At 71.2% G+C, this 16967-nt stretch carries 13 protein-coding genes and 1 pseudogene; 7 read left to right on the top strand and 7 right to left on the bottom strand.

The window, feature by feature from the left end:
- Positions 1–6 precede the first annotated feature (6 nt).
- Positions 7–1191, bottom strand: a complete 1185-nt coding sequence (locus ACFRMN_RS32115) for an alpha/beta hydrolase family protein (protein ID WP_383026280.1) — start codon at positions 1189–1191, stop codon at positions 7–9.
- 178 nt (positions 1192–1369) lie between these two features.
- Between ACFRMN_RS32115 and ACFRMN_RS32120 the strand changes: the two genes are divergently transcribed.
- Together ACFRMN_RS32120 and ACFRMN_RS32125 are read left to right on the top strand one after the other, a co-directional pair.
- Complete coding sequence (locus ACFRMN_RS32120; protein ID WP_383026283.1) at positions 1370–1987, top strand: TetR/AcrR family transcriptional regulator; 618 nt, start codon at positions 1370–1372, stop codon at positions 1985–1987.
- Between the two features lie 485 nt (positions 1988–2472).
- Positions 2473–4509: a M4 family metallopeptidase gene (locus tag ACFRMN_RS32125; protein ID WP_383026286.1), complete on the top strand. Its 2037-nt coding sequence runs from the start codon at positions 2473–2475 to the stop codon at positions 4507–4509.
- Between the two features lie 127 nt (positions 4510–4636).
- On the opposite strand, the gene ACFRMN_RS32130 is transcribed toward ACFRMN_RS32125, so the two are convergent.
- The 3 genes from ACFRMN_RS32130 to ACFRMN_RS32140 form a co-directional block, all read right to left on the bottom strand.
- Positions 4637–5839, bottom strand: coding sequence for a DUF1266 domain-containing protein (locus tag ACFRMN_RS32130; RefSeq protein ID WP_383026289.1), 1203 nt, complete (start codon positions 5837–5839; stop codon positions 4637–4639).
- Positions 5836–7020, bottom strand: a complete 1185-nt coding sequence (locus ACFRMN_RS32135; protein WP_383026292.1) for a DUF1266 domain-containing protein — start codon at positions 7018–7020, stop codon at positions 5836–5838. Before ACFRMN_RS32135 ends, ACFRMN_RS32130 begins: the two co-directional genes overlap by 4 nt.
- 71 nt (positions 7021–7091) lie before the next feature.
- Positions 7092–7733, bottom strand: a complete 642-nt coding sequence (locus tag ACFRMN_RS32140; protein WP_383026295.1) for a TetR/AcrR family transcriptional regulator — start codon at positions 7731–7733, stop codon at positions 7092–7094.
- Between the two features lie 44 nt (positions 7734–7777).
- Between ACFRMN_RS32140 and ACFRMN_RS32145 the strand changes: the two genes are divergently transcribed.
- The 3 genes from ACFRMN_RS32145 (at position 7778) to ACFRMN_RS32155 (ending at position 9704) form a co-directional block, all read left to right on the top strand.
- Positions 7778–8743 carry a threonine/serine dehydratase gene (locus ACFRMN_RS32145; protein ID WP_383026298.1) on the top strand — a complete coding sequence of 322 codons (966 nt, stop codon included), beginning with the start codon at positions 7778–7780 and terminating at the stop codon, positions 8741–8743.
- An 81-nt stretch (positions 8744–8824) separates the two neighbouring features.
- Positions 8825–9217 (top strand): helix-turn-helix domain-containing protein, encoded by a 393-nt coding sequence (locus ACFRMN_RS32150; RefSeq protein WP_383026301.1) that lies wholly within the window; start codon positions 8825–8827, stop codon positions 9215–9217.
- A gap of 76 nt (positions 9218–9293) precedes the next feature.
- Positions 9294–9704, top strand: a complete 411-nt coding sequence (locus ACFRMN_RS32155; protein ID WP_383026304.1) for a VOC family protein — start codon at positions 9294–9296, stop codon at positions 9702–9704.
- 116 nt (positions 9705–9820) lie between these two features.
- Here ACFRMN_RS32155 and ACFRMN_RS32160 read toward each other — a convergent pair whose 3' ends face one another.
- On the bottom strand, positions 9821–11239 hold the full coding sequence (locus tag ACFRMN_RS32160; RefSeq protein WP_383026419.1) for a DUF2252 domain-containing protein: 1419 nt from the start codon (positions 11237–11239) through the stop codon (positions 9821–9823).
- A 217-nt stretch (positions 11240–11456) separates the two neighbouring features.
- Between ACFRMN_RS32160 and ACFRMN_RS32165 the strand changes: the two are divergent.
- Both ACFRMN_RS32165 and ACFRMN_RS32170 read left to right on the top strand, forming a co-directional pair.
- Positions 11457–11918, top strand: a pseudogene (locus ACFRMN_RS32165) (response regulator transcription factor); the annotation flags it as partial.
- Positions 11881–12207 (top strand): hypothetical protein, encoded by a 327-nt coding sequence (locus ACFRMN_RS32170; protein ID WP_383026431.1) that lies wholly within the window; start codon positions 11881–11883, stop codon positions 12205–12207. The pseudogene ACFRMN_RS32165 and the gene ACFRMN_RS32170, both read left to right, overlap by 38 nt.
- Before the next feature lie 27 nt (positions 12208–12234).
- On the opposite strand, the gene ACFRMN_RS32175 is transcribed toward ACFRMN_RS32170, so the two are convergent.
- Complete coding sequence (locus ACFRMN_RS32175; protein ID WP_383026308.1) at positions 12235–13470, bottom strand: alginate lyase family protein; 1236 nt, start codon at positions 13468–13470, stop codon at positions 12235–12237.
- A 365-nt stretch (positions 13471–13835) separates the two neighbouring features.
- The gene (glgP, locus tag ACFRMN_RS32180) at positions 13836–16433 is read right to left on the bottom strand and encodes an alpha-glucan family phosphorylase (RefSeq protein ID WP_383026311.1); all 2598 of its coding nucleotides are present in this window, start codon (positions 16431–16433) and stop codon (positions 13836–13838) included.
- Positions 16434–16967 lie beyond the last annotated feature (534 nt).

A 16967-nucleotide genomic window follows, 5' to 3' on the forward strand; every position in this document is an offset into this window, starting at 1 on the left:
CGCCGGTCAGGGGTTGTTGAACCGCACCTCAGGGTTGGCCGCCGTCGGACCGTCCAGCAGACGCCGCGGGATGCCCCGCAGGTGCTGGTCGAAGAAGGCACTGGCGTACGCGCGGGTGAGGTCGGTCGAGCGCTCGGCGGACAGCTCCGGCGCGGGCAGGCCGAACGCCTCGGCGAGCAACGGGGCGTCGCTGAAGGTGAAGTGGTCGGCGCCCGCGACGGTCAGCCAGCGCTTCCACCCGTCCAGGCGGTCCCAGGCCGTGTCCCAGCTCTCGTCCTCGCCGCCGGGGCGATGGGTCTCGTCGTCGGTGCCCAGCATCATGAAGGGGCGGCCGTCGAGCCCGTCGACGGGTACGGAGCCGTGGAAGGACCCGTCCATGTTGATGCCCGCCCGGACGCGGCTGTCGCCCGCCATGGCGGATGCCGCGCTCGCGCCCCCGAGCGAGTGGCCGGCCATGCCGATCCGCTTCTTGTCGATGATGTGGGCGTACCGCCAGGCCGGCCGGGCGCCGGTCAGCCGGTCCAGGAGGAAGGACACGTCCTGGGCGCGGACCGTGGTGGCGAAGCTGCCGCCCTCGGGCTCCCCGATCTTGTCGCAGGCGACGCAGGTCAGCGTCCGGCCGCCCGGGAAGGCCGCGCCGGCGGACTCGTAGGCGTGGTCCACGGCGGCGACCACGTACCCGCGGCTCGCCAGGTCCTCCGCGAGGCCGGTGAGGGTGTAGCGGGAGACGGTGAAGCCCGGGGAGAGCACCACTAGGGGATGTAAACCGCCGCCTGAGGGGCGGGCGTTGACGCGGCTGTGGACGCCGGTCGCGCTCAGTACCTCCGGCGGGGCGGCGGCGTCCAGCTTCTGGAACTCAAGGAGCAGCCGGATCTCCTCGGTGGTGGCGTACCGGGCCGGCGTGCCCGTACCGGCCCGGGCCGGGTAGTACAGGGTGACCATCAGTTCGCGCGCGCCCGCTTCCGGTAACCAGGGGTCGGGGCGGGCCTGGTCCGTGAGGTGCAGCGGCCGGCGGCCGACCGCGTACGGGCCGGTGGGCCGGGGCAGTTGGGGCGCCTCGGCCCTGGCAACGGAACCGGGCGTGGCGGGCGCGGTGACGGATACGGGCGCCGGTACCGCCGAGGCGGTACCGGCCGCGACGACCGGGAGCGCGAGTGCCGCGGCGGTCGCCGTACGGTGAAGTCGCTTCATGCCTACGACGCTAGGCGAACGGCCGGACCGGGGCGTCCGACCACGGGCCTACCCGACCCTGACTCCCGCCCCACCCAGGTGTGCGCCGGAGTCAGGGTCGCTCCACCCGTGGTCGGACCCCCTCTTCCGGCCCGGCGCATATCACTGGAACGAACGCTCCACCCGATACCCTGACCCGGTGAAGACCACCGCTCGGCACCACTCGGACGGCGACCCGCGGGCCGCGCTCGGCACCCGTGAACGGGTCGTCAGGGCCGCCTCGCGGCTGATGCAGCGGCAGGGGTACGACGGAGCCGGGATCAAGCAGATCGCCCAGGAGGCCAACGCCACACTGGGCTCCGTCTACCACTTCTTCCCCGGCGGGAAGCAGGAGCTGGCCGTCGCCGCGATCGATCACGGCGACCGGGAGTTCGCCACGATCCTGCGCGAGGTGCTGGACAGCGAACCGGACCCGGCGCGCGCGGTCATCGCCTGCGCCGACAGCCTCGTGACGAGCCTGCGCGCCTCCGACTGGATCGACGGCTGCCCGGTCACGGCCACCGCCCTGGGGACGGCCGGCCGCGCACCCGACATCCAGCGGGCCGCCGCCCTGGCCTTCGAGCACTGGCGCGGGATCGTGACCGACGCGCTCCGCCGCGCCGGGATCCCCGACGAGGACGCCCAGGGCCTGGGCATCACGGTGATCAGCACGCTGGAGGGGGCCGAGTTCGCGGCTCAGGTGTCCAGGAGCGATGAACCGCTGCGTACGGCGGGGACGCATCTCGCCCGGCTGATCACCTCGTACCGGCCCGCGTAGGCCCGCCTAGGCCCCGGGGGGGCCGGGGTCCGAGGGCGCCGGAAGGTCCGGTCGGCCGGTCGGCGCGGCGCGGGCCGTGGCCGTGGCCGTGGCCGTCCGGCACGTCCGTCACGTCCGTCACGTACCGCCGGTGGTACGAAACGAGCCACAATTCGCAGCGATCGCGTCACGGCACACCCGCCCCTCGCATCACACCCCGTTCACAATCCACAACATCGCGAGCCGCCCGCCGGATCTCCGCACCCTGTCCGGATCCTGCTACCGCGAACCCCCGGAAACACCACCGCAATGATCGACGAAACGTCCGCTTAACGAACAAGCCCCTTCGGGCAGCGGACGAATTCCGGCCAACTTCTTGACGCGCTCCTGACAGCCAGCCGTCACGCCTGCCACTCTTCCCCCGTTCTGCGCACCACCTTGCTCCGCGTGCACTGTCCGGACGGCCCACCGAGCTGCCCGGTACCCCCCTCGCAGAAGGAGTTCGCGTGAGACCCACGCTCAGCCGCCGCGCCACCGCGACCGGCGCTCTGATCGCCGCAGCAGCTCTCCTCACCGTCGGTGTCCAGACCGGCACCGCCATCGCCCAGCCGGACAGCGCGCCCGCCGCGCCCGTCGCCGGCAAGGCCGACCCCGGAGCGCTGCCGCGCACCCTCTCCCCCGCCCAGCGCACCGCGCTGATACGCGAGGCCGACGCGACCAAGGCGGCCACCGCCAAGGAACTCGGCCTCGGGGCACAGGAGAAGCTCGTCGTCCGCGATGTCGTGCAGGACGTCGACGGCACCACGCACACCCGCTACGAGCGCACCTACGGGGGCCTTCCGGTCCTCGGCGGTGACCTCGTCGTCGCGGCCACGAAGGCGGGCGCGACCCAGTCCGTCAGCAAGGCGTCCACGTCCGCGCTCAAGAACGTCGCCACCACGGCCGACGTCGCGCCGGCCACCGCCGAGAAGCAGGCTCTGAGCGCCGCCGCCGCGGACGGTTCGAAGAAGACCAAGGCCGACCGCGCGCCGCGCAAGGTGGTCTGGATGGCGCAGGGCGCGCCGACCCTCGCGTACGAGACCGTCGTCGGCGGACTCCAGGAGGACGGCACCCCGAACGAACTGCATGTCGTCACCGACGCCGCCACCGGCGAGAAGCTGTACGAGTGGCAGGCCGTCCAGAACGGCATCGGCAACACCCAGTACAGCGGCCAGGTCACCCTCGGCTCCACCCAGTCGGGTTCGACGTACAACCTGACCGACGGCGGCCGCGGCAACCACAAGACGTACAACCTCAACCGCGGTTCGTCGGGCACCGGAACGCTCTTCTCGAACTCCACCGACACCTGGGGCAACGGCGCCGCCTCCAACCTGGAGACCGCGGGCGCCGACGCCGCCTACGGCGCCGGGGAGACCTGGGACTACTTCAAGAACGTGCACGGCCGCACCGGCATCCGCGGTGACGGCGTCGGCGCGTACTCCCGCGTCCACTACGGCAACAACTACGTCAACGCGTTCTGGCAGGACAGCTGCTTCTGCATGACGTACGGCGACGGATCGGGCAACGCCAAGCCGCTGACCTCCATCGACGTGGCCGCGCACGAGATGTCCCACGGTGTCACCGCCGCCACCGCCGGTCTGATCTACAGCGGCGAGTCCGGCGGTCTGAACGAGGCCACCTCCGACATCTTCGCCGCGGCGGTCGAGTTCTACGCCAACAGCCCGCAGGACCCGGGTGACTACCTGGTCGGCGAGAAGATCGACATCAACGGCAACGGCACCCCGCTGCGCTACATGGACAAGCCGAGCAAGGACGGCGCGTCCAAGGACTACTGGTACTCCGGCATCGGCAATGTCGATGTCCACTACTCCTCGGGCCCGGCGAACCACTGGTTCTACCTGCTCTCCGAGGGCAGTGGCGCCAAGGTCGTCAACGGTGTCTCCTACGACTCCCCGACCTCCGACGGTCTGCCGGTGACCGGCATCGGCCGGGCGAAGGCCGAGCAGATCTGGTTCAAGGCGCTCACCACGAAGTTCACCTCCACGACCAACTACGCGGCGGCCCGCACCGGCACGCTCGCGGTCGCCGGTGAGCTGTACGGCACGACCAGCCCCGAGTACACGGCCGTCGCGAACGCCTGGGCCGGTATCTCGGTCGGCACCCGCCCCGGTGGCGGCGGCGGGGGCGGCACGGTCTTCGAGAACACCGGAGCGGTCGCCATCCCGGACAGCGGCGCCGCGGTGACCTCGTCGGTCAACGTCACCGGTGTCACGGGCAACGCCCCGACCAACCTCCTGGTCGGCGTGGACATCACGCACACCTGGCGCGGTGACCTGGTCATCGACCTGGTCGCCCCGGACGGCACCGCGTACCGGCTGAAGAACTCCAGCGGCAGCGACTCCGCGGACAATGTCGTGGAGACCTTCTCCGTGAACGCCTCGTCCGAGGTGGCCAACGGCACCTGGCAGCTGAAGGTCCAGGATGTCGCGGCGCAGGACACGGGCCGTATCAACAGCTTCAAGCTCACCTTCCCGACGAGCTGAGCCGTAGGACCGTACGATCGGCGGACCGCCCGGGGTGTGACGACACCCCGGGCGGTTCCGTGTCCGCGCCGCGCCGCGCCGGGGCCGGGGCCGGGGGGGGCCGGGGGGCGGGGGCGGGGCCGGCCGCTCAGCGCCAGGGGATGTTCCGCCACGGGCTGCCCTCGTTCTCCGACAGCAGACGGTGGGCGACGACGTTCTGCTCGTAGAACGAGCCGTACTCCTCGCCGTCGAAGCGCAGCACCCTGCCGAGTGCGTACGCCGCGGAGAAGTCCTCCCACGAGCGGTAGGCCGACTTGCTCAGCGCCCCGGCGTGGACGATCGCCTGCTGGGCCTCGTACGGATCGCAGAACCGGGCCGACAGCCCCCAGCGGGCCAGATTCACCGCACGCCCGTAGTCATACGCGACCGTGGTGGTCACCCTGCCGTCCGGGGGCAGCAGCCCGTCGGCGCGGAACCTGGCCTCGTACCGCGTGACGCGCCGCACCAGCTCCTCGATGCCCTTGACCGCGTGGTGGCCGGCCCCGAGGTCCTGGGCGTGCCCGGCGGCCGTCTCACGCCACAGGTCGGCCGAGGGCGGCCCACCGAGACCGGATCGCAGCTCCTCGCGCACCCGGAGGGCGAAATCGGGCTCCGGCGGGCTGTTGCGCGCGTCCAGCAGGTCGTTCAACTCCCGCTGCCAGCCCGTGCGTTCGGTGATGTCCCAGGAGTCGCGGAGCAGCGCGAGTTCCTCGGTGTAGTCGTGGTAGGCGGTGCCGACCTCGTTCCACGGCACCCCGTTCCCGACCGCCAGATGCGCGCCGCAGGCCAGACCGTACGCGAGCGGGCCGTGCAGCGGGCCGTGCCGCAGCGCGATCAGCCGGCCGCGGGACGAGCGGTCGTTCTCCGCGTAGTACCGCAGCCACAGCGCGCGGTGGTGGGGCATGGCCGGCAGCAGAAGCTGTGCGGGGGTACCGGCGTTGACCGCGAGGAGCTGTTGCGGGTCCCGCCAGTCGAACTCGGCGATCCACCGGAGGGAGACACGGTGGAACACCCACTCGGGGTGCCACGGCGGCAGCATCCCGCGCGTGAGGACCGGCTTGCAGCTCCGTCCCGCCTCGTCCCGGTGCGGGCGCCAGTGGACGGTGTCGGGCTCCGCGTCGACCTCGGCCTTCGGCGCGCCGATGTACAGCCCCGTGCCGGCCAGCACCCGTAGCTGCGCCTCGACGTCGCCGCGCGCCCCGGCCTCGTACAGCAGGCGTTCGGTCTCGGACGGCGATATCCAAGGAGCGGCGTACGCGGGGTTGTTGGGGTTCACGGAGTTCATGGGGTTCACGGGATTCATGGGGTTCATGACCAGGGGATGTTCCGGTAGGGGCTGGTGGGGTCCTGGGTGAGGACGCGGTGATGGGTGAGCGACTCCTGGTACCTGACCTCGGAGTCGTCGTCCGTGTCGAAGTAGATCAGCCGGGTCAGCGCGTAGCCGAGGGAGAATTCCTCCCAGGAGCCGTAGGCCCGCCGCGCCAGTTCACCGATCCGCAGGACGGCCTGCTCGGCCTCGTACGGATCGCAGTAGCGCGCGCCCAGCGCCAGCCGTACGACATTGACCGCGCGCCCGTGGTCGAAGGCGGCCAGCGTGTCGATCCGCCCGTCGGGCGCGAGGATGCCATCGGCGCGGAAACGGTTCTCGTACCGGACGACGCGCAGCAGCGACTCACCGGCCTCCGCCGACTCGTCCTCGGACGCGCCGCGCCGGTTCAGTGCGGCGGTGACGCCGTCGGACCACTCCCGCTGCGAGGGCGCCCGCTTCAGCCGTCCGACGAGACCGAGCCGGGTGCGGAGTACGAACTCGTGCGTGCGGCCGATGAGCCGGGTGGCCATCAGTGAGTCGAGCGTCTGCCGGTACGCGGCGCGGTTGCCGACGTGCCAGGGGTGGTGCAGCCGGGCGATGTCCGTCTCGTAGTCGAGGTAGGCGGCGCCGAGCTGGTTCCAGACGATGCCGTTGTTGACGGCGAGGTGGGCACCGAGGGCCAGACCGTGCGCGACCGGCCCGTGCAGCGGACCGCCGCTGTGCGTGATCAGCCGGTTGTGCCGCGGGCCGCCGGACTTCGTGTCGGCCCGTAGCCACGCCCTGCGGTGCGCGGGCCGGGCCTTGACGGTGGCGGCGTACGGCGTGCCCGGGTTGACCGCGAGCCACCACTTGTTGTCCGGCCAGGACTTGGCGAGTTCGGCGAGCGTGGTGCGCCGGAACACCCAGTCCGGATGCCAGGGCGGCAGCATGCCGGGGGTCAGGACGGGGACGTGCGTCCGGCCTGTTGCGGGGTCGGGCCCTGACGGGAGCGGGGCGGTGTAGCCGGGGGTGTCGGCGTGCAGCCGGGCGACGAGCACATAGAGCCGGGAGCGGGAGAGCGCGTCGAGTACCGCGTCCCCGTCGTCGCGCGCTGTCGCCTCGTACAGCAGCCGCTCGGTCTCCGTGGGTGGCGCCCAGCCGGTGCCCGTATTCGTATCCGTGTCCGTACCCGTACCCGTTGTCACGGGCCGATCCTACGGAACCGGTTCCGGGCCGCCGTGGGGAAGGTGGCGCGGTGACGGCGGGCGGGAGTTGGTCACCCGGCCGGGTCGGCGGCGCGGACGAGCTGGCGCAGCGCGCCGTAGAAGACCTCGTGGTCCACGACGGCGGGCAGGATGGCGGCCAGATGCCCGGTCAGTACGGGGAACTCCTCCGGGTCCAGCGCCGCCAGCGCGCTCCGGGTCACCGCCAGCGACGACTTGGGGTCGCGGTGATCGACGAAGGTCGCGCTGCCGAGCGTGAGCAGATACATCCGGCGGTACGCGGTGATCGCCTCCCCGGGCGTCATACCCGCCCGGATGCTGTCGGCGAGCTGCGGCTCCACCAGCCGCCCCAGCAGCTGCGGCCCGAGCCACGGCCGGCCGCCGCGCAGGGCGAGCAGCCCCGGATGGGCGGTCAGCGACTCGTAGAGCCGGCGGAAGCGGACCTCGGTGGCACGGGCCCAGTCGGTGCCGGGCGGGATGTCCGGCAGATCGGCCGCGAGGTGGTCGGCGCAGAGGTCGAGCAGCCCGGCGAGATCGGTGCAGCGGCGCTGAACGGTGGCGTGGGCCACCCCGAGGCGGGCCGCCAGCGTACGGAAGCTGAGGGCTCCCGGCCCCTCCTCGTCGACCAGCGCCAGAGCTGTCGCGGCGATGCGGCCGGGGGTGGCTGAGTCGAGGGAAGCGGATTGCCGAGGCATGCGAGCCAGCGTACGGTACACCGTATCGAAATGACGAGCAGCCGGTGCGAGAACTCAGCTACGACGACATCAAGCAGGCCACCGACCGCATCGCGGGACATGTACGCCCCGTGGCGGTGGCGCCCGCCGACCCAGGCGCCGCCCCGCTCTGGCTGGCCCTGGAGCACCTTCAGTACACCGGCAGCTTCAAGGCCCGCGGCGCCCAGAACTTCCTGCGCACCCATCGCGAGGAGGGCACCCTCCCCGACGCGGGCGTGACCATCGCGTCGGGCGGCAACGCCGGACTCGCCTGCGCGTGGGCGGCCCGGCAGCAGGACGTGACCGCCACGGTGTTCCTCCCTGAGACCGCGCCGCCGGTGAAGGTCGCGCGGCTCCGCTCGTACGACGCCGACGTACGGCTGACCGGCGCGACGTACGCCGAGGCGCTGGCCGCGTGCCAGGACTTCGCCGCGACGACCGGCGCGCTCGCCTCGCACGCGTACGACAACCCGCTGATCGCCGCGGGCGCGGGCACCCTGCTGGAGGAGATCCACCAGCGGATCCCGGATCTGGACACGGTGGTGGTCGCGGTGGGCGGCGGCGGGCTCTTCGCCGGGGTGGCCACCGCCGCGCGGCACCACGGCATCCGGACGGTGGCGGTCGAGCCGGAGAACTGCCGCGCCCTGAACGCCGCGCTCGAAGCCGGCCGGGTGGTCGACGTCCCGGTCGACTCCGTGGCCTCCGACTCCCTCGGCGCCTCCCGCGCCTCGACACTCGCCCTGCGCGCCGCGCACCACGACGATGTGCGCTCCGTCCTGGTCCCGGACCCGGAGATCATCCGCGCCCGCCGCGCGCTGTGGACGGACCACCGCCTCGCGGTCGAACACGCCGCGGCGACGGCCCTCGCCGCGCTGACCGTGGAGGGCGAGGGGTATGGCTACCGCCCCGAGAAGGGCGAACGGATCTGTGTGGTGCTGTGCGGGGCGAACACGGATGTGGGGACGCTGGCGGGGACGGGCGAGCGCGAGTGAGTGCGGGGGGGGTGAGGGAGTGAGGGAGTGAGGGAGTGACCGGACGGTGGGGCCGGTGGAGGACCGTGGTGTGATGGCACGGTGAGCCGCGCAGCCGAAGAGACCAACCGCCGCATGCTTCGGGCACGGGACGCGATGGACCGCGCGTACGCGCAGCCGCTGGACGTCCCGGCCCTGGCCCGGATCGCCCATGTCTCGGAGGCACACTTCACGCGCACCTTCCGGGCCACGTTCGGCGAGACGCCACACCGCTATTTGCAGCGCCGCCGGGTCGAGCGCGCGATGTCCCTGCTGCGGGAGACCGACCGCAGTGTGACGGACATCTGCTTCCAGGTCGGCTTCGGCAGCCCGGGAACCTTCAGCCGCACGTTCCACGACATCGTCGGCCGGTCACCGAGGGCGTACCGCAAGGAAGCGGCGGCCACGAACGTACCGACGTGCTTCACGAGGGCGTGGACGCGACCGCACACCTGACCGTCCGAGCTACGCGTTCCCCGGCTGAGCAGTTTTGGATAAGTTTTCGTCGGGCTCGCTCGGTAGCGTGATGCCCATGTTCAACGCGATCACGCACTCACATATTTACGTACTCGACCAGGACAAGGCCCTCGACTTCTACGTCGGCAAACTCGGCCTGGAGGTCAACGCCGACGTCGATCTGGGCTTCATGCGCTGGCTGACCGTGAACGTCCCCGGCCACCCGGAGCGCCAGATCCTGCTGGAGAAGCCGGGCCCGCCTGCGATGTCCGAGGAGACGGCGCAGCAGGTCCGCGAATTGGTGACCAAGGGCGCGGCGGGCGGCTCGCTCATCTTCAGCACGGACGACTGCCGCGCGACGTACGAGACGCTGCTGGCTCAGGGCGTCGAGTTCACCGATGAACCCACCGACCGCCCGTACGGCATCGACTGCGGCCTCCGCGACCCCTTCGGCAACAACATCCGCTTCACGCAGCCGAAGACCTGACGCGTCCGGCGGGCGAGGGGCGAGGGGTAGTCGGGGTGAGCCGGAACCTGTCATGGCGGGTGGGGGCCGCCCCGACTACCCCTCGGCACGAACCCGCACCCACACCCCCCACCCCCTCACGCCGCCTCCGCCCTCACCCTCCCCTTCCTCACCGCCTCCACCAGCGCCTGGTGATCGCGTTCGTTCTGGTTGGCGTAGCTCTCCGCGAACTCCGCCAGCGCGACATCGAACACCTCCCCCGCGCCCAGATACGCGGCGATGGCGATTCGGTCGCCCGACCGGGCGTGGGCGCGGGCCAGGGTTTCTCCGCAGAGTCCGCCGAATACCCGCATCCCCCTCGGCACCATGATCTGCGGCACCATGATGCCCTTCCAGTCGCGCAACTGGCGCACGTAGAAGTCCCGTTGGCGGCCGTCGATCCCCTTCACCCGGTCCCAGCCCAGGAAGACATCGCCGACGGCCTGCATGAGCCGCTGTCCCGCGACCACGCGCTGTCCCTGGTTGTCGTACTCGCTCTCGCCGACATGCGCGGCGAGCACCGAGCGGTCGGCCTCCTTGGCCTGGAGGATCAGGGGGTCCTCGTCGTCCTTGCCCAGCAGCAGCAGAATCCAGCAGCGGGTTCCGACACTGCCCACTCCGACGACCTTGCGTGCGATGTCGGCCACCCGGTACTGCCGGAGCAGATGCGCCCGTTCCGTGGACAGGCTCCGTGCGTACCGTTCGACGAGTGCGTGGAGTTCACGGGAGATCCGGTCCCGCTCCGCGCCCGCCGGCATCTCGTCGATCGGCACGACCAGCGGCGGGTCGGCCGCGAACCGGCGTTCGCCGGCGCGGAGTCGGGTCAGCTTCTCGAATGCCTGAAGGCTGTCCTTGGTACGCGCCTTCGCCATGACCTGCGACACCCGCCCCCGGCCCCGAGCGCTCAGCCGTGGGGCCACCACCTTCTGGAGCTGTGCCGTGTCGGCGCTGTCGTACCACACCTCAAGGTTGCCCATGCCGGCGTAGAGCCGCATCCGCTCGCGGTACGACCGTACGGCGGCCCGGACGATCCCCGCCCGCTGCTTCGCCGAGTAGCCGTTCTCGCGTCCCGCGATCACCAGGCTCGCGGCCAGCCGTTTGACGTCCCATTCCCAGGGGCCCGGCAGGGTCTCGTCGAAGTCGTTGATGTCGAACACCAGGCGCCGCTCGGGAGAGCCGAGCAGCCGGAAGTTCAGCAGATGCGCGTCCCCGCACAGCTGCGCCCTGATGCCGGAGGTGGGGGTGGAGGCCAGATCGCCGGCCATGATCGCGGCAGCGCCCCGGTAGAAGCGGAACGGCGACTCCGTCATACGTCCGTAGCGGAGCGGGACGAGGTCCGGTACGCGCGTGGCCGACTGTTCCTCGATCACGTCCACCGGGTCCGGCCGCCCCTTGGCCGGGGTGTACTCCGCGTGGCTTGACCTCGGCGCCCTCTTGCGGGCCGCCCTGCCCCGGTCCGCCCGCTCCCGCGGCGACAACGGCCGTCTGTCATCGGAGACTCCGCCGGCCTTGGCCATGGCGTGCACTTCCCATCCGAGAGTGCGGTGGCGCCGGGGTGCGAGGGGCACCGGAAGGGCACCTGCGGTCCCGCCCGGCCGCTCCCGGCCGCGCCCCGCCCACGCCTACCCGTCCTACGCCTACCCGTCCATTATCCGTGGCCCCCTGCCGCCCGCATCCCGGCGCATCCCGGCACTGCCCGCCTGGTCCATGGCCCGTCCGCCCAATCTGGGCCCCATGACCGATCCCCGCGGCGCGCGCCCGCCGATACGCGTCCTCCTCGCCGACGACGAGGCCATGATCCGGGCCGGTGTACGGGCCATCCTCGCCGCGGACCCCGGGATCGACGTCGTCGCCGAGGCCGCCGACGGGCGCGAGGCGGTCGAGCTCACGCTCAAGCACCGGCCCGATGTGGCGGCGCTCGACATCCGCATGCCGCGGCTCGACGGACTGCGGGCGGCGGAGGAGCTGCGGCGTACGGCGCCCGAGACCGCGCTCGTCATGCTCACGACCTTCTCCGAGGACGCCTCCATCACACAGGCGCTCGGGTCCGGGGTCAGCGGTTTCCTGCTCAAGTCCGGCGACCCGCGCGAGCTGATCGCGGGCGTACAGGCGGTCGCCGACGGAGCCGCGTTCCTGTCGCCCGTCGTGGCGCAGCGCGGTGGCGGCGGTCGCCGTCCTCGGTGTGCTGATGTTCGACTTCTACACCGCGTCGCGCTCCGTCCTGGACCGCGAGCGGTTCGACCGGCTGAGGATCGGCGACACCCGCGCCCAGACGCGGACGCTGCTGCCCGGCTACTCGGTGGGCGGCCTGCCCGCAGGTGTCGGCCCCGAGCCCGCCGGGGCCGACACCTGCGAGTACTACCGCGTCAAGAAGTACGACGCGACTCTGCTGTACCGGCTGTGCTTCGAGGACGGCCGGCTGACGGACAAGGCGGTCGTCGCCGATGTCGACAACGAGGAGAACCGCCCGCCGGACAGCCCCTAGCCCTGTCCGGGACGAAAGAGCCCAAACCTAGTTGGGGTTGCTCGCGTTCGTCAGCGTCTCCCAGGCCACGAACAGATTGTTCGTCCCCGACGGCCGCTGCTGCTCCGTGAGCCGCTGCGTGTTGGTCATCGCGTAGCCCAGCCGCGTGTTGAGCGCGTTGTAACCGACCTCGGTGATCGGTCCGAGGCCGCGCGTCACGCTGCCGCCGCAGAGCGAGGACGGTACGGGCTCGGCCTGGAGCTCGTACTTGGCCTGGAAGCCCAGCGCCTGCCGCAGCCGCTCGCCGACCTGCGGGAACAGGTCCTGGCCCTGGAGGCGCGCGGTCTCGTAGACATGGCCGACGGACGAGATGCCGTAGCCGGTGTGCACGAAGTCGCGGCAGGTCTCCTGGGTCAGCCCGGTCATGAAGGTCCCCTGGCCCTGCCAATAACTGACGATCTTGTCGCGGGTGTTGAGGTTCTGGCTCGGGACGGTCTTGGGCAGCGCGCCGTCGGAGGCGAGATAGATGTAGGCGGGCACGCGGACGAGGTACTTACTGATCGCCTTGTCGTAGCTCGCCCCGTCGTCGAGGAAGACGGAGATGCTGACCGCCGCCTCCATCATCGTCAGCTCCCAGTTGCCATTGGAGTTGGAGCCGTTGATGATCTCGGGCAGATAGACATTGCGCAGCATCGTGCTGAACCGGCCGGCGTTCGGCCAGTTCCCGTACACATGCTTGATGATCTCGGCGGCCTTGGGCCAGGAGGATCCGGCCCATCCGGTCTGGAGCGGGGCGTTGCTGTTGGTGTGGTCCTGGATGGAGTTGGACCAGGCGTCCATGAGCTGGATCGCCTTCTGCGCGTAGCGGTCGTCGCGGGTGATGTACCAGGCGAGGGCGTCGGTGTACGCGGCGATCGCGTCCTCGCGCTCGTCGGTACAGCCGTTGTTGGGGTTGGAGTACGAGCCGCACTCGACGATCGCGCGCGGCTTGGCCGTACGCGAGAGGCTGGCGTACTTGCTGGCCATCATCTGGTCGTAGGCGCTCTTCCAGGGCTGGGCGCCGGCCTGCACCTTGCCGCGGATGAAGTCGAGTTGGGCGGTGTTGAGGTTCACCCCGGGGTGGGTGAAGCCGGCGGGCGCGGCGGCGACCGCGGCGGTGGCGGGCTTGGCCGGTGCGGCGTCCGGCGCCTTCTCGGCGGAGGCGGGTGTCATGAAGGCGGCGGCGAGTACGCCGGCGAGAGCTGTGGAGAGTCCGAGGACTCGGGGGATGGATCCGGGGCGCATGTGGGGTGCCTTCCGGTCGCTGGACGTCCTCAACTCGATTCACCCACATGAACATGGGGTTGAGTTGTGAACCGTTTGTTGAGTGAGGAACGTAGAACCATCCCATGGACACGTCAAGGTCTGGACCATTGGACCGCGGGAGCGGTGCTTCATGCGGCTGCGAGCCGGTGTGCGAGTGCTCGGCGCAGGGCTGAAGTCCTGAAGGCCACCAGGGCCGCACCGACATCGACACCCTCCCCATGCGACAACGTCGGTCCTCAAGACCACATCCACGTCTTGAGGACCGACGTCACGCGAAGAACCGGATCAACCCACAGCGTTCCCGAAGATGTCCGGCTCCGGCCACTGGTACGCGTACATACGCCTCACCGCAGCAGCACGCCCGCGCCCTCCCCCGTCGCCTCCGTCGGCAGCGCGACCAGCCCCAGATCCGCGCTGGTGGCGAGCAGCGGATGGGCCGGCAGCACCCGGACCGTGTAGCCGTACGGGCCCGTACGGTCGAGGGCGAGCGGGCCCTCGTACACCCACCGGCCCTCCAGATCGGGCCCGCCGGCCGGCTTGAGCGGGAAGGTCTGGGCGTCCACGATCGTGTCGTCGGAGCCCACCCGCCCCGCGACCGCCTGCACCTCCACATCCTCCGGCCGCAGTTCGCCCAGTCCGACGCTCACCCGCAGCGAGAGCGTGGAGCCCAGCTCGGCGCCACCGGTCGCCCCGCCGCCGCCCGCCCCGCCGCCGACGCCTGTCGCCGCGACCGTCTCGACATGGTCGACCGACACATACGGCCAGAGCGTGCGTGTGCGGTACTTCCAGGACGCCAGTTCCGAGGCGGTGTCGGCGTCCAGCGCGCGATGGGCGGCGGCGGCCGGGGCGTACAGCCGCTCCACGTACTCGCGCACCATCCGTCCCGCGAGTACCTTCGGCCCGAGCGACACCAGCGTGCGCCGGACCATCTCGATCCAGCGGTCCGGCAGTCCGTTCCCGCCCCGGTCGTAGAAGCGGGGCGCGACGCGGTCCTCGATCAGTTCGTAGAGGGCGTTCGCCTCCAGTTCGTCCCGGCGGTTCTCGTCGGCGGACGAGCCGTCGGCGGTGGGGATGGCCCAGCCGAAGTCCGGTTCGAACCACTCGTCCCACCAGCCGTCCAGGACGGACAGGTTGAGACAGCCGTTGAGCGCGGCCTTCATTCCGCTGGTGCCGCACGCCTCCAGGGGCCGCAGCGGGTTGTTCAGCCAGACGTCACAGCCGGGGTAGAGCTTCTGGGCCATGCCCATCCCGTAGTCGGGCAGGAAGACGATGCGGTGCCGCACCCGGGGATCGTCGGCGAACCGCACCAGCTCCCGCACCAGCCGCTTGCCGCCGTCGTCCGCCGGGTGGGCCTTGCCCGCGACGACGATCTGGATCGGCCGTTCGGGGTGCAGCAGCAGTTCGGTCAGCCGCTCGGGGTCGCGCAGCATGAGTGTGAGGCGCTTGTACGAGGGGACCCGGCGGGCGAAGCCGATGGTGAGGATGTCCGGGTCGAGGACGCCGTCGATCCAGCCCAGCTCGGCGGCCTCGGCGCCGCGCTGGCGCCAGGAGGCGTGCAGGCGTGTGCGCACCTCGGTCACCAACTGCTCGCGCAGGGCGCGCCGTACGGCCCACACATCGGCGTCGGGCACACCCTCGGCGTCGCCGAGACGGGCCATCTCGGGAGCCACCCAGGTCGGTGCGTGCACCCCGTTGGTCACGGAGGTGATGGGCACCTCCGACGGGTCGAAGCCGGGCCAGAGCCCGGCGAACATCCGGCGGCTGACGGCGCCGTGCAGGGTGGAGACGCCATTGGCGCGCTGGGCGAGCCGCAGGCCCATCGCGGCCATGTTGAAGAGGTTCGGCTCGCCGCCCGGGTAGGTCTCCATGCCGAGTCCGAGGACGCGCTCGACGGGCACCCCGGGCAGTTCGCCGTCGTCCCCGAAGTGGCGGGCCACCAGCTCGCGGTCGAAGCGGTCGATCCCGGCGGGCACCGGGGTGTGGGTGGTGAAGACCGTACCGGCCCGGACGGCTTCCAGGGACGCCTCGAATCCGAGACCGCTCACCACCAGCTCGCGGATGCGCTCCAGGCCGAGGAATCCGGCATGGCCCTCGTTGGTGTGGAACACCTCGGGCTCGGGGTGGCCGGTGAGCCGGCAGTACGTACGGACCGCCCGGACCCCGCCGATACCGAGCAGCATCTCCTGGAGGAGGCGGTGTTCGCTGCCGCCGCCGTACAGCCGGTCGGTGACCTCGCGTTCGCCCGGCCCGTTCTCCTCGACGTCCGAGTCGAGCATCAGCAGCGGGACCCGCCCGACCCGCGCCTGCCAGACGCAGGCGCGCAGCGAGCGGTTTCCCGGCAGGGTGAGGACGATCCGGGCGGGGGTGCCGTCCGGCTCGCGCAGCAGTGTCACCGGGAGTTCGTTGGGGTCGAGGAGCGGATACTGCTCCTGCTGCCAGCCGTCCCGGGAGAGCGACTGGCGGAAGTAGCCGTGCCGGTAGAGCAGCCCGACGCCGATCAGCGGTACGCCGAGATCGCTGGCGGCCTTGAGATGGTCGCCGGCGAGGATGCCGAGGCCGCCGGAGTACTGCGGCAGGGCCGCGGTGACCCCGAACTCCGGCGAGAAATAGCCAATGGCGGCGGGCAGCTCGGCGCCCTGGCCGTCGCGTTCCTGGTACCAGCGATCGCCACGCAGATAGGTGTCGAGACCGGCCGCGGCGGCGGTCAGCCGGTCGAGGAAGGGGCGGTCCCCGGCCAGCTCGGCGAGGCGCGCGGCGGACACCGCCCCGAGCAGCCGTACGGGGTCGCGGTCGGTGGCCCGCCAGCCGGCGGGGTCGATGGATTCGAAGAGTTCACGGGTCTCGGTATGCCAGGACCAGCGCAGATTGCGGGCGAGGTCGCTGAGCGGTTGGAGTGGTTCGGGCAGGACGGGGCGGACGGTGAACCGACGGATTGCCTTCACGTGTTCCACCTTCGCAGGGGACATACGAGCCACAGGGGACGCACCACGTTGTGCGGCCCGCCGTCCCTTTGACGGTAGCCCCACCTCACCCTCCGCAACCACGGCGCACGCGCGCACTCACCCGGGGGTGTCCGCGCCCTGCCCCCCAATTCGTGGCCTGAACCTTGCCGTTAGTGACCGTGCGCCCCTGCGGTTCCTGTACGCCGCAGTAGTTAACAATCCGCCGGATTGCCCACCCGAAAAGAGTGGGAAGGCTCCCCCGGTACACCCGGGACGTACGCATGTTCATCGCACCGCACACGAGCGCGTCCCTACACAATTGAGGACGATTCCAGCGCTATTCGAGTGAACGCGGACAGGAGCGGCCATGCCCGCAGCCTCCCAGTCGTCTACCGAGCAGCTACAAAGAACATCAAAACCTCGCAAAGACAGCAGATCTTTCGAGGGCAGCAGATCCTCCGAACCCGCACCGGCCGACGCACCGGTCCCACCCGGTCCGCCCGTCCGACCCGATGCATCCGCATCACCCGATGC

The organism is Streptomyces sp. NPDC056835 (assembly GCF_042789485.1).
In the GTDB taxonomy this organism is placed as follows: domain Bacteria; phylum Actinomycetota; class Actinomycetes; order Streptomycetales; family Streptomycetaceae; genus Streptomyces.

Coding starts and splice junctions, on each gene's coding strand:
- ACFRMN_RS32115 (WP_383026280.1), bottom strand. CDS start 1,191: ATGAAGCGACTTCACCGTACGGCGACCGCCGCGGCACTCGCGCTCCCG.
- ACFRMN_RS32130 (WP_383026289.1), bottom strand. CDS start 5,839: ATGAACCCCATGAATCCCGTGAACCCCATGAACTCCGTGAACCCCAAC.
- ACFRMN_RS32140 (WP_383026295.1), bottom strand. CDS start 7,733: ATGCCTCGGCAATCCGCTTCCCTCGACTCAGCCACCCCCGGCCGCATC.
- ACFRMN_RS32155 (WP_383026304.1), top strand. CDS start 9,294: ATGTTCAACGCGATCACGCACTCACATATTTACGTACTCGACCAGGAC.
- ACFRMN_RS32160 (WP_383026419.1), bottom strand. CDS start 11,239: ATGGCCAAGGCCGGCGGAGTCTCCGATGACAGACGGCCGTTGTCGCCG.
- ACFRMN_RS32175 (WP_383026308.1), bottom strand. CDS start 13,470: ATGCGCCCCGGATCCATCCCCCGAGTCCTCGGACTCTCCACAGCTCTC.